We start from the raw sequence: 12,913 nt of genomic DNA, 5'->3' as shown, positions 1-12,913 counted from the left end.
AGGTTAGCGGGGGTAAAGCGTCATGCTGGATGCAATCACGCACCGGGTGTAGATCGGGCCGCCCGCCAAATCCGCGCGATATTCAAGCGCCGCTGTGTTCGCCGAACGCGTCGCGATCGAGCATTGCGTCGTCCAGCATGCCGTTCGCCAGCATATCCGGCACGACGATGACTTCGCCCGCGGGCAGCGGCACGCCGGTGCCAAATCGCAAATGGGCCTCGCGCACGGGCGCGAACGATCGCCGATGATGTTCGCAGGGACCGTGCTCCCGCAACGCCGCGAGGTGTTGCGGCGTGCCGTAGCCCGCATGCGCATTGAAGCCGTAAAGCGGATACGTCTGGTGCAGTTCCAGCAGCATCCGGTCGCGCGTGACCTTGGCAAGAATCGACGCCGCCGAAATGCATTTCACGAGCGCGTCGCCACCAATCACTGCTTCGCTACGCACGCTCAATGTGGGGCAGCGATTACCGTCGATCTTCACCAGCGTGGGCGTGACGGACAGCCCTTCCACCGCGCGCTTCATCGCCAGCATGGTTGCATGGAGGATGTTCAGCGAATCGATCTCTTCGACGGTTGCCGATGCAATGCAGTACGCGAGCGCGCGGTCGACGATCTTGTCGTACAGCTCGTCACGCTTTTTGGCGCTCAGCGCTTTGGAATCGTCGAGGCCGCGAATCATCGGCTTCGACGGATCGAAAATCACCGCCGCAGCCACGACCGGACCGGCCAGCGGTCCGCGCCCTGCTTCGTCGACGCCGCAAATAATGTCGTCGGGCGTCTCGAAGTTCAAGCCGACCTGCAGGCCGGCCGACCCCGCCGCGCCTGCGACGGCCGCGGTCTTGCGGCGAGGCGCGGGTGCGATGGTGCGTCCGTCGGTGCGTCCGTTCTTCACGGCCGCGCCTTGCGTTTTTCGACAACGCTCGCGACGACTTCCGCCGCACGCTGCGCAGTGTTTTGCTTCAGCACGTGGTGCATCTCCGTGAAGATTTCCGTCAGCGTGCGCCGGTTGGCTTCATCGCGCAACTGTTTCAGCGTGGCTTCGGCCAGCGCCTGCGGCGTCGCGAAATGCTGGAGGATTTCCGGTACCACGAAGCGCCCCGCCAGAATGTTCGGCAAACCGACATACGGCAGATAGCCCTGCCGGCGCATGATCTGGCCGGTCAGCCACGGCACCTTGTACGAGATGACCATCGGCTTTTTCAGGAGCGCCGCCTCGAGCGTGACGGTGCCGCTTTTCACGAGGATCGCGTCGGCGGCCGTCATGGCGAGTTGGGACTGGCCGTCGGTAATGGTCAGCGCGAGGCCGGGGTGCGAGTCGACCAGCGGGCGCAGCATCTCTCGCAACGCGGGCGTCGCCGCCGGCATCACGAAGCGAAGACCGGGCTCCTGATGCTGCATCATTTCCATCGCCGCGAAGAACGTCGGCCCGATCAGGTCGATCTCCGAGCGGCGGCTACCCGGCAGCACCGCGATGACAGGACCGCTTTCCGCGAGACCGAGCGTCCGGCGCGCGCCGAGCGTGTCGGGTTCGAGCGGAATTTCGTCCGCTAGCGGATGACCCACGTACGAAGCCGCGACGCCCGCTTTTTCAAGCAGCGCCGTTTCGAACGGGAACACGCACAGCATATGGTCGACGGCCTTCGCGATCTTTTTGATGCGCCCACCGCGCCACGCCCAGATCGACGGGCACACGAAGTGAATCGTCGGAATGCCCGCCTCGCGCAACGGATGCTCGAGCCCGAAGTTGAAGTCGGGCGCGTCGACGCCTACGAACACCGCTGGCGGCTCGGCCAGCAGCTGGCGCTTGAGGTCGTTGCGAACACGCAGGATCTCGGGAATGTGCCGCAGCGCTTCGACATAGCCGCGCACGGACAGCTTTTCCATTGGCCAGTGCGCGTCGAAACCCGTGGCAATCATGCGCGGGCCGCCGATTCCGTAATAGTGCGTGGCGGCAGGCAGGCGGCTCGCGAGGCCGTTCAGCAGCGATGACGCCAGCAGGTCGCCGGACGGCTCGCCGGCCACCATCGCGATGCGTAGCGGACTGGGTTGCAATGCCATCGTTTAGCGGATGATGCCGCGCTGCGACGCTTCGACAAATGCCAGCAGCGTTCGCACCGGCTCGTCGCCGTCGCCGCCGGCCGACGCCAGTTCACGCAACTGCACTTTCGCTTCTTCGAGCGACAGGCTGTTCTTGTACAGCAGGCGGTATGCGGAGCGCAGCGCCGAAATCGCGTCCGGCGAAAAACCGCGGCGGCGCAGACCTTCGACGTTGATGCCGTGCGGCTCGGCCTTGTTGCCGGCCGCGATCACGAACGGCGGAATGTCCTGCACGAGCGCGGAAGCGCCGCCCAACATGGAATGAGCGCCGATGCGCACGAACTGATGCACGCCCGACATGCCGCCGACGATCGCATGGTCGCCGATCGTCACGTGGCCCGCCATCTGTGCGTTGCTCGAAAGAATTATGTTGTTGCCGACGTGGCAGTCGTGCCCGATGTGCACGTACGCCATGATCCAGTTGTCGTCGCCGAGCGTAGTCACGCCCGCGTCCTGCACCGTGCCGGTGTGGATCGTCGTGAACTCGCGGATCGTGTTGCGGTTGCCGATTTCGAGCCGGGTGGGCTCGTCTTTGTACTTCATGTCCTGCGGACGGCCGCCGACCGATGCATAGTGGCCGATCCGGTTGTCTTCGCCGATCGTGGTGTGGCCTTCGATCACGCTATGCGAACCGACGGTGGTCCGGGCGCCGATCGTCACGTGGGCGCCGATCACCGCATACGGTCCGACTTCGACGGATTCGTCGAGTTGAGCGCCCGGTTCGACGATCGCAGTGGGATGAATCCTGCTCATGCGTCCTCGCTTCTGATTCTGTTGCGTTGTCTGGATGGGCTGGGTCGAGCCGGCAGCGTCATGAGGCGCCGGCTGCCCGAACATTGACTCAGGCGTCCTTGTCCGTGTGACGCACCGCGCACATCAGGTCTGCTTCCGCCGCCACCGCGCCGTCCACTTCGGCACGCGCCTTGAACTTCCAGATGCCGCGCATATGCCGCTCGAACGTGCAGTTCAGGATGAGCTGATCGCCGGGCTCCACGACGCGCTTGAAGCGCGCGTTGTCGATACCGACGAACAGGTACAGCGTGTTCGACGGGTCGCTCGGCTCTTCCGAGAACGTGAGGAGCGCTGCCGTTTGTGCGAGCGCTTCGAGGATCAGCACGCCAGGCATGACGGGACGCGTCGGGAAGTGCCCCTGGAAATACGGCTCATTGATCGACACGTTCTTCAACGCTTTGATGCTTTTGTGCGGCTCGAGTTCGAGCACCCGGTCGACCAGCAGGATCGGGTAACGATGTGGCAGCAGCGTGAGAATCTTATGAATGTCGAGATTGATTTTTTCGGTGCTCATGGTGTTTCTGCTCACGCATTGACTGCGCGATGATGACTGCGGATGCTGGTGCAGGTGGGTTGGTAACGCATGCTGCCGGCGCTCGCCGTGACCTGATTGCCGTGCCACCGGGTCACGGCAACCGTCTTTGCTTCCTGATATTCGCCCGCCATTTTACGCGGTACTGGCGGGCCGCCCAGAAATCTAGCTTTTGTCGCTCTGTGAATTGCCCGTCGCGCCCGATGCCAAAGGCGCTGGCGTGTTGGCCGGCTTCGCGTCCGTCCGGTCAGCCGAGGCAGTTTCCAGCGCTTTGATACGGTCGCGGAGCTTGTCGATATTGCGCAGCAAAGCTGCGCTTTTGTTCCAGTCAGCGTGGTTCACGGCCGGGAATGCGCTCGTGTACATGCCGGGCTTGAGCAGCGACTTCGACACGCCGGACTTCGCGGTGACGATCACGTAATCGGCGAGCGTCACGTGCCCGGCAATCCCCACAGCGCCGCCGATCATGCAATGACGGCCGATGGTGGTGCTGCCCGCGATACCCGCGCAACCGGCGATTACCGTGTAAGCGCCCACCTTGCAGTTGTGGCCGATCTGCACGAGGTTGTCGATCTTCACGCACTCTTCAATGATCGTATCGGCCATTGCGCCACGATCGATCGTGGTGTTCGCGCCGATTTCGACATCCGCTGCAATCGATACGCCGCCAACTTGCGGAATCTTCACCCAGCTACCGGTACGCGCCTCGCCTTCGCCGACGAAATCCGGCGCGAATCCGAAACCGTCGGAGCCGATTACCGCGCCCGCGTGCACGATCACGCGCTCGGCGAGCTTGCAGCCGTGATACACGGCCACATTCGGATACAGATGCGAACCCGCGCCGATGCGCGTGCCGCGGCCAATGACGACATTCGCGTCGAGCCGCACGTTTTCGCCGATGACAGCGCCGGCTTCGACCGTAACGTGCGGTCCGATCACCGCGCTCGCAGCGATCTGCGCAGACGGGTCGATCGTCGCGCTCGGATGAATGCCGGGCGCGACCTTTGGCGTAGCGAGGTCGATGAAAGTTTGCGCGACGCGCGCGAAGTAAGCGTACGGATTCGGCGTGACGATGAAGTTACGGGCGCTGCGGGACGTGAGCTTCGCCAGGTCGTCGACATTGATCAGCACGGCGCCAGCCTGGGTCGTTTCCACTTGCGACAGGTACTTGGGGTTCGCGAGGAACGCCAGCTGGTCCGGACCTGCCTGGTCGAGCGGCGCGAGGCTGCCGACGCGCTGCGAACCGTCTCCTACTACTTCACCGCCGAACCGTTGGACGATGTCCTCGAGCGTAAATGCCATGCCTGTCCTGTCTCCTGCTGTTCAGTGCGTCTTGTCAGAGTCGCCGGTGAGAGCCCCGCCCCGGCTCGCCTTCCGCAGTTCAAGCGCGGCGGCGTACTTCGGTTCGCGTAAAGCTGATCTGCAGCTCACCAGACGGCGCGCGTCGTGCGCGGCGTTTGCAATCAACGCCCAGGCCGAGGCCGCCCTTCAACCGCTGCTTGCAACGCTCCTGCCTGTGCTCTTAGTTGCCCGAGGCCGCGAGAGCCTTGAGCACCTGATCCGTGATGTCGATGCGCGGGCTCACATACACCGCTTCCTGAACGATCAGGTCGTAATGCTGCGCCTCGGCGATCTGCTTGATCACCTTGTTCGCGCGGTCCAGCACCGCCGCCAGTTCTTCATTGCGGCGCTGGTTCAGGTCCTCGCGAAACTCGCGTTGCTTGCGCTGAAAGTCCGTGTCGAGTTGTGACAGATCTCGCTGCTTTTGCGCGCGATCCGCCGACGACATCGACGCACCGCTCTTGTCGAGCGAATCGGACATCGACTTCAGCTTCTGGGCCATGTCCGCGAGGTCCTTGTCGCGCTTCGCGAACTCGGCCTCGAGCTTGACCTGGGCCGCCTTTGCCGCAGCCGATTCCCGCAGAATCCGGTCCGAATTCACCGCGGCAATCCTGGCTTCCTGCGCGTGCGCTACTCCGACGCCCAGCGTCATTGCCAGCGCCAGCGCGCAAGCCACACGTTTCGAAAACATACCGGTTAGCAAAGTGATCCTCTCGATACTGTTGTTTGGCGAGCTGTCCGCAACGCGGATCAGAACGCCGTTCCGATCTGGAACTGGAACTTCTGATACTGGTCGCCCGTATGCTTGGTCAGCGGGAAGCCCAAGCTCAGCTTGAGCGGTCCGATTGGCGAAATCCATGCGAGGCCGACACCGTAGCCGTAACGCAGACCGTTAGCGCCATTCGACGTGGCGGCGCTGCTCGCGTCCGCCCACACGTTACCTGCGTCGAGGAACGTGAACACGCGCAGGGTTCGATCATAGCCGGTGCCCGGCAACGGGAACGTCAACTCGATATTGCCGACGAGCAGCTTCGAGCCGCCGATCGGGTCGCCCGTGGTGGCGTCGCGAGGACCAAGCGAACTCGGCTCGTAGCCACGGACCGAACCGATACCGCCCGCGTAGTAGTTCTTGAAAATCGGGTACGGCTTGCCGCCCATGCCCTTGCCGTAGCCGCCCTGGAAGTTGAAACCGAGCACGAAGCCACGCGAGAACGAGTAATAGTACTGCGCGTTGATGTCGGCCTTGTAATACTGGGTGCCGCCGATCGGCGTGCCGTATTCGGCGTTTGCCTGCGTGAAGTAACCGCGGCTTGGTACCAGCGCGCTATCTCGCGCATCGCGCGACCAGCCGACAGTAAGCGGTACGTTGTTCGACACGCGGCCAAAGTCCTGAACGTATTGCTTATACGACGCAGGCGTGTTCGCGTCGACGTCCAGCTGGTTCTGCTCGAGACCCGCGCCGAAGTACACCGTATCCACTTCGGAGAACGGAATACCGAACTTCAGGTCGCCACCGATCGTAACGATCTTGAAGCTCGAGTCGGTCGAGTAATATAGCGGCTGATACGTACGGTAATAGACGTCGGTAATACGCTTGATGCCGTCGACCGTGAAGTACGGATCGACCTGCGTAACCGTCAACGTCCGGTAGGTCTTCGCGGTATTGACGTTCACCGCGAGGCTCGTGCCCGAGCCGAACACGTTGTCTTGCGAGACACCGGCCGACAGCACCACCTTGTCGGTCGACGAAAAGCCCGCGCCCAGCGTGATCGCGCCCGTCGGCTTTTCAGCGACCTTGACGTCCACATCGACCTGGTCAGGCGTGCCTTCCACAGGAATGGTGGTCACGTCGACGTCTGTGAAATAGCCAAGACGGTTGATACGGTCTTTCGACAGTGCGAGGCGGTTAGAGTCGAACCACGAGCTTTCGAGCTGACGCATTTCGCGGCGCACCACTTCGTCGCGCGTGCGTGTATTGCCGACCACATTGATACGGCGCACATAGACGCGGCGGCTCGGGTCCACCTGCAACGTCAGGTCGACCTTGTGGTTCGACTGATCGATCTGCGGCTGCGCGTTGACGGTCGCGAACGCATAACCGTATTCGCCCAGTTTGTCGACGATCGACTTCGTGGTGGCCTGCAGCTTTTCGGCCGAAAAACGATCGCCCGGTTTGATCTTGATGAGCTTGGCGAGCTCCGGCTCGCGGTCGAGTAGATTACCGGCCAGCTTGATGCTCGAGATCGTGTACGGCTCGCCTTCATGCAGCGTGACCGTCAAATACATGTCCTTCTTGTCCGGCGTGATCGACACCTGAGTCGACTCGATATTGAACTCGAGGTAGCCGCGGTTCAGGTAATACGAGCGGACATTTTCGAGGTCGCCGGTGAGCTTGTCTTTCGCGTACAGGTCGTTCTTCGTGTACCACGAGAACCAGTTCGGCGTGGACAGCTGCATTTCGTCGCGCAGCGTGCCCGTGCTGAACGCCTTGTTGCCGATGAAGTTGATCTGGCGGATCTTGGCGCTCGGCCCTTCGGCCACCGAGAACAGCACCGAGACGCGATTGCGGTCGATCGGCGTGATCGTGGTCGTGACCTCGGCTGCATAGTAACCGCGCGTCAGGTACTGACGCTTCAGCTCCTGTTCGGCCTTGTCGACGAGTGCCTTGTCGTAGTAACGGCCTTGCGACAAACCCACGGCGCGCAGCGCCTTGGTCAGGTTTTCCTTGTCGAACTCGTGAATGCCCGCGAAGTCGATCGTGCCAATGGCCGGACGCTCCAGCACCTGCACGATGACCACATTGCCTTCGGTCGCGATCTTGACGTCGTTGAAGAAGCCCGTTGCGTACAGTGCGCGAATGGCTTCCGATGCCTTGTCGTCGCTGAACGTGTCGCCCTGCTTGATAGGCAGATAGGCGAACACGGTACCAGGTTCGACGCGTTGCAATCCCTCGATCCGGATGTCTTGCACCACGAAGGGCGTGGTTGCGTGGGCGACCAGCCCATGCGCGGCGAATGCCGCGGTTATAACCGTCTTCGGAACAAAGCGATGAGGTTTAAACAACGTGCTTCCCCAGTGTGTATAGCTGCATCAGGTCGGACGGTCGCCATTGTTAGCGCCGCCGGACACTTTAAAAGTGGATTAAACGAGCGAGATCGTTGAACAGTGCAATCGCCGACAAAGCGACGATGCAGGCGAGACCCGCCCTCTGAAAAACGAGTTGCCAGCGATCGGAGACAACTTTACCGGTCACAGCTTCAACCAAATAATATAACAGATGACCCCCGTCCAATACCGGAATTGGTAGCAGGTTCAGTACACCGAGGCTAATACTGACGAGGGCAAGGAACGACAGAAATGCAGAAGGACCGAGACGTGCACTCTTTCCCGCGTAATCGGCGATCGTCACCGGACCCGAAAGATTTTTCAGCGAAGCGTCGCCGACGATCATGCGGCCGAACATCCGCACCGAATAAACCGCCAGGTCCCACGTACGGCGTGCGCCAAGTTGAAGGCTTTCGAAAGGTCCATAGCGCACGTTGATCGACGGCACCTGGGTCGCGAGTTCCGCGCCGATGCGGCCGACCTGCTGTCCCGTTGCCGCGTCGCGCTGTGCCTGCGGAACAATGGTGATGTCTTCGAGCTTGCCCTGCGTTTGATCCTGCACTTTGCCGCCGGCCGCGCGCTCCACTTGCAGCGTCAAAGGTTTGCCGGCGTGCGATTTTACATACGCGATGAAGGCCGTGGCGTTGTCGGTTGCCATGCCGTTGATCGCGCGCAAACGGTCGCCCGGAACAAGCCCGGCTTTCTGCGCCGCGCTGCCCGGCTGCACACCTGCAACGGTCAGCTTGCCGCCGCCGGGCTCGAAGCCGAGGCGCGACATGAAGTCGTCGTCTACGTCCTTTTCACCGACACCGCGCAGATCGAGTTGGAAGTCCGACGTGCCGCCCGGGCCTTTCGCGCTCAGCACGACGCGCTTGTGATCGAAAGCTGCGCCGAGCAACTTCCAGCGCAAGTCAGACCAGGACCGCACCGGCTCGGAGTCGGCGGCGTTCTCCGTGCGCACCGCCACCACCGTCTCGCCACCTTCGAACCCGGCGACGGCAGCGGCCGTGTTCGGCGCGGGCACGGCCAGAATGGCCGCAGGCTCTGTGACGCCGGTGGCGAACACGAGGCCGAACAGCACGATGGCGAGCAGGAAATTGGCGACCGGCCCGGCCGCCACGATCGCGATACGCCGCCACACCGACTGCCGGTTGAACGCATGCGGCAACGCTTCGGCAGGGATCGGAGCGCTGCCGGTCTCGCGCTCGTCGAGCATCTTCACATAGCCGCCGAGCGGCAGCGCGGCCACGGTCCATTCAGTGCCGCTCTTAGGACTGACCCACTGGAAGAGCGGCTTGCCGAAGCCGATCGAAAAGCGCAGCACCTTGACGCCGCACAGCCGCGCCACGCTGTAATGCCCATATTCGTGGACGACCACGAGCACGCCAATCGCAACCGCGAAGGCGAGCACTTCGATCAGCAGATTCATAAGCGCCTCACTGGACGGCGCGTTCCGTGCGGCGGGCGGCGTCAGGCAGACGCGCGATGAATTCGGCAGCGGCGCGACGCGCTGCGGCGTCTGCTTCGATCACGTCTTCAAGCGCGTGCGCGCTGCCGTTCGGCAACCCGTTGAGCACCGAGTCGACCACTTGCGCGATCGCCATGAAACCGATCTGGCGCGACAGGAACGCTTCAACAGCAATTTCGTTAGCGGCGTTGAGCGCCGCACTGGCGAGGCCGCCTTCGGCAAGTGCCTTCATCGCCAGAGCCAGACAGGGGAAACGCGCGTAGTCCGGTTTCTCGAACGACAGCGACGCGATTTCCGCGAGGTCCAGTTGCGCGACGCCCGAATCGACACGATCCGGGAACGCGAGCGCATGAGCGATGGGCGTACGCATGTCCGGGTTGCCGAGTTGCGCGAGCACCGAGCCGTCGGCGTACGAAACCAGCGAATGGATCACGCTTTGCGGATGAATCAGCACGTCGATGCGCTCGCCCGGCAAGCCGAACAGCCAATGAGCCTCGATCACTTCGAGGCCTTTGTTCATCATCGTGGCGGAGTCGACCGAAATCTTGCGGCCCATCACCCAGTTCGGGTGCTTGCAGGCTTCTTCGGGCGTGACGCCCGCGAGTGTGGCCGGTTCGCGCGTACGGAACGGGCCGCCCGACGCGGTCAGAATGATCTTGGACACGCCGCCATGCAGCGCGGCTTCGCGCGGCAAGCACTGGAAAATAGCGTTGTGTTCGCTGTCGACCGGCAGCAGAACCGCGCCGTTGTCGTGGACCGCGTCCATGAAGATCGCGCCCGACATGACCAGCGCTTCCTTGTTGGCAAGCAGAATCCGTTTGCCGGCGCGCGCGGCGGCGAGGCTCGGCGCGAGGCCTGCCGCGCCCACGATGGCCGCCACGACCGTGTCGCAGCCACTCGCCTTCGACACGTCGACGAGCGCCTGAGCGCCGTAAGTCACCTCGGTCTTGCAGCCCGCCTCGCGCAACCTGGCCGCGACGCGCGCTGCCGTGTCGGCGTCGCCGACCACCGCGACTTCCGGCCGGAAGCGCAGGCATTGCTCGACGAGTTTGTCGCCGTTGCGGTGTGCAGTGAGCGCATAAACCGAAAAACGCTCCGGATGACGCGCGACGACGTCGAGCGTGCTGTCTCCAATCGAGCCCGTGGAACCGAGCAATGTCAGACGTTTTTGCATATCTCTTTCTCTAGCCGAGCAGCAGCATGGCAAGCGGCAGCACCGGCAACAATGCGTCGATGCGGTCGAGCACGCCACCGTGCCCCGGCAACAGGCCGCTCGAATCTTTCACGCCGGCCTGGCGCTTCATCATGGATTCAAAAAGGTCGCCCACCACGCTGAACACCACCAGCAGGGTCAGCGCAAGCAGCGCACGCGGGGCGCCCCAATGCGCCCACAAGCTGGAATACAGGGTCGGCTCGAACGCATGCAAAACGACCGCCGCCAGCGCGACAATCATGACGACGAGCCAGCCGCCGATCGCGCCCTCCCACGTCTTGCCCGGGCTGATGGCGGGCGCGAGCTTGTGCTTGCCGAACGCCTTCCCCGAGAAGTATGCGCCGATATCGGCGAGCCATACCAATAGCAGCAGTGACAGCACAAACGGCACACCCTGCATGCGCGCGGCGACGAGAGCATGCCAGCACGCGACGAATATCACAATCCCGGCAAGAAACAGGAAGTTACGCCACGCGCCCTGCGCGAGCGTCGGTTTGCGCAGCAGCACGAACGGGCCGGCGATCACCCAGAAAATGGCGGCCGCTTTGTAAAACGGCCGCGCATCGTCGACGCCGGTGCCGAGACGCGTGCTGGCCACTAGCGCCACTGCCGCCACCAGCGCGTAAATGACCGGGCCCGCGCCGCCCAGCTTGAGCAGGCGCGCCCACTCCCACGCAGCGAACACGACGACGAACGCAATCAGCGCGCCGAACGCGCCGACCGGCGCGAACAACGTGACGGGCAGGAACACCGCCAGGAGGACGACCGCCGTGATGACACGGGTTTTTAGCATGGAAGCGAATCGACGTTTTGCGATTGCGGCTCGAGCTGAGCACTCGTGCGGCCGAAACGGCGCTCGCGCTCCGCATATGACGCGATTGCGTGGCCGAGGGCGTCGGCGTCGAAATCCGGCCAGAAGATGTCGGTGAAGTAGAACTCGGTGTAGGCGAGTTGCCACAGCAGGAAATTGCTGACGCGCCGCTCGCCGCCCGTGCGGATGAACAGATCGGGCTCGGGCGCATATGCCATGGACAGATGTTCGGCGAACGATTCCTCGTTCACCTCGACCGCCTTGCCTGCCAGCGCCGACTGCTCGGCGAGCTTGCGGGTGGCCTGCATGATGTCCCAGCGACCGCCGTAATTGGCTGCGATGGTCAGCGTGAGGCGCGTATTGCGCGCGGTCTTGGTCTCGGCGCGCTTGATCAGATCGCGGATGCGCGTATCGAAACGTTCGAGATCGCCGACCACCCGCAAACGGATGCCGTTCGCGTGCAGCTTGCCGATTTCGCGCTCGAGCGCGGTGACGAACAGGCGCATGAGGAACGACACTTCCTCGTTCGGCCGACGCCAGTTTTCGGAACTGAAGGCAAACAGCGTCAGATATTCGACGCCCTGACGGGCGCACGCCTCGACGGCTGCACGCACAGCGTCGACGCCGCGCGTATGACCGGCCACGCGCGGCAAGCGGCGCTGGGTGGCCCAACGGCCATTGCCGTCCATGATGATCGCGATGTGTCGCGGCACCGCAGCGACATCAGGCACGCGCACGGTTGAACTGGTGTAGGTCATGGCCGTCGGGACAATAACTGCAAATGAAGAAGTGCAAACCTTGAATTGGTGAATGCTCCCAGACCTGGCGCTGCATGACTGACATTTCGCGCCGGCCCCTGTAGGGGCAGGAAAACCCGTGCCGGCTCCGTGTCTGCACGGAGCCGAGCAACATCACACCGTCATGATCTCTGCTTCTTTGGTCACGACGAGCTTGTCGATTTCAGCGACGAATTTGTCCGTCAGCTTCTGAATGTCGTCACCTGCACGGCGCTCGTCGTCTTCCGAAATTTCTTTGTCTTTGACGAGCTTTTTCAGTTGCTCGTTAGCGTCGCGGCGCAGATTGCGGACGGCGATCTTGGCCGTTTCGGCTTCGCTCTTGACCACTTTCGTCAGCTCGCGGCGGCGTTCTTCGGTCAGCGCGGGCATCGGTACGCGGATCACATCGCCCTGCGTAGCCGGGTTCAGACCGAGGTCCGACTCGCGGATCGCCTTTTCGACGACTTGAACCATCTTCTTTTCCCACGGCTGAACGCCGATCGTGCGTGCGTCGATCAGCGTCAGGTTCGCGACCTGAGAAATAGGCACCGGCGAGCCGTAGTAGTCGCACTGGATGTGATCGAGCAGGCCCGTGTGCGCACGGCCCGTACGGATTTTCGACAGATCGTTCTTGAACGCGTCGATGGAACGCTGCATCTTTTGCTCAGCGCCCTTCCTGATATCAGCCACAGACATTTTTAAACCTCCGAACCTTCAAAACTGTGCGAGCCGGCCAGCACGCGCGATATGCGGCGGCCCGGGCCCGCGTCGAAGCCCA

12 protein-coding genes are annotated in these 12,913 nt (G+C 62.8%); all 12 read right to left on the bottom strand.

Annotated elements, in window-relative coordinates; genetic code table 11:
• Window positions 1–82 precede the first annotated feature (82 nt).
• The 12 genes from rnhB to frr all read right to left on the bottom strand — a co-directional run bounded on the left by rnhB (window position 83) and on the right by frr (window position 12,831).
• Entirely contained in the window at window positions 83–892 is an 810-nt protein-coding gene (gene rnhB / locus SB753_RS08510) for a ribonuclease HII (protein WP_410799953.1), read from the bottom strand.
• Window positions 889–2,058, bottom strand: a complete 1,170-nt coding sequence (gene lpxB, locus SB753_RS08505) for a lipid-A-disaccharide synthase (RefSeq protein ID WP_027804252.1) — start codon at window positions 2,056–2,058, stop codon at window positions 889–891. The genes rnhB and lpxB overlap by 4 nt, the downstream gene beginning before the upstream one ends.
• 3 nt (window positions 2,059–2,061) lie before the next feature.
• Entirely contained in the window at window positions 2,062–2,850 is a 789-nt protein-coding gene (lpxA, locus tag SB753_RS08500; protein WP_410799952.1) for an acyl-ACP--UDP-N-acetylglucosamine O-acyltransferase, read from the bottom strand.
• Between the two features lie 88 nt (window positions 2,851–2,938).
• Window positions 2,939–3,403: a 3-hydroxyacyl-ACP dehydratase FabZ gene (gene fabZ / locus SB753_RS08495; RefSeq protein WP_020065638.1), complete on the bottom strand. Its 465-nt coding sequence runs from the start codon at window positions 3,401–3,403 to the stop codon at window positions 2,939–2,941.
• 183 nt (window positions 3,404–3,586) lie between these two features.
• A complete protein-coding gene (gene lpxD, locus SB753_RS08490; protein WP_410799951.1) occupies window positions 3,587–4,723 on the bottom strand; it encodes a UDP-3-O-(3-hydroxymyristoyl)glucosamine N-acyltransferase in 1,137 nt (378 codons plus the stop codon).
• 220 nt (window positions 4,724–4,943) lie between these two features.
• Window positions 4,944–5,465, bottom strand: a complete 522-nt coding sequence (locus tag SB753_RS08485; protein ID WP_027799514.1) for an OmpH family outer membrane protein — start codon at window positions 5,463–5,465, stop codon at window positions 4,944–4,946.
• 47 nt (window positions 5,466–5,512) lie between these two features.
• Window positions 5,513–7,825 carry an outer membrane protein assembly factor BamA gene (gene bamA / locus SB753_RS08480; RefSeq protein ID WP_027804250.1) on the bottom strand — a complete coding sequence of 771 codons (2,313 nt, stop codon included), beginning with the start codon at window positions 7,823–7,825 and terminating at the stop codon, window positions 5,513–5,515.
• A gap of 67 nt (window positions 7,826–7,892) precedes the next feature.
• Window positions 7,893–9,296, bottom strand: a complete 1,404-nt coding sequence (gene rseP / locus SB753_RS08475; protein ID WP_410799950.1) for an RIP metalloprotease RseP — start codon at window positions 9,294–9,296, stop codon at window positions 7,893–7,895.
• 7 nt (window positions 9,297–9,303) lie between these two features.
• The gene (locus tag SB753_RS08470) at window positions 9,304–10,509 is read right to left on the bottom strand and encodes a 1-deoxy-D-xylulose-5-phosphate reductoisomerase (RefSeq protein WP_087752220.1); all 1,206 of its coding nucleotides are present in this window, start codon (window positions 10,507–10,509) and stop codon (window positions 9,304–9,306) included.
• Between the two features lie 10 nt (window positions 10,510–10,519).
• Window positions 10,520–11,341, bottom strand: coding sequence for a phosphatidate cytidylyltransferase (locus tag SB753_RS08465; protein ID WP_410799949.1), 822 nt, complete (start codon window positions 11,339–11,341; stop codon window positions 10,520–10,522).
• Complete coding sequence (uppS, locus tag SB753_RS08460) at window positions 11,335–12,117, bottom strand: polyprenyl diphosphate synthase (RefSeq protein WP_027775327.1); 783 nt, start codon at window positions 12,115–12,117, stop codon at window positions 11,335–11,337. Before uppS ends, SB753_RS08465 begins: the two co-directional genes overlap by 7 nt.
• Window positions 12,118–12,270: 153 nt before the next feature.
• Window positions 12,271–12,831: a ribosome recycling factor gene (gene frr / locus SB753_RS08455; RefSeq protein WP_027775328.1), complete on the bottom strand. Its 561-nt coding sequence runs from the start codon at window positions 12,829–12,831 to the stop codon at window positions 12,271–12,273.
• Between the last annotated feature and the right edge of the window lie 82 nt (window positions 12,832–12,913).

Source organism: Paraburkholderia sp. SIMBA_053, from assembly GCF_046534895.1.
GTDB classification, from domain to species: Bacteria; Pseudomonadota; Gammaproteobacteria; order Burkholderiales; family Burkholderiaceae; genus Paraburkholderia; species Paraburkholderia caledonica.
The sequence above is the reverse complement of the archived record's forward strand: the minus strand, read 5'-3'. Positions and strand labels throughout refer to the sequence as shown.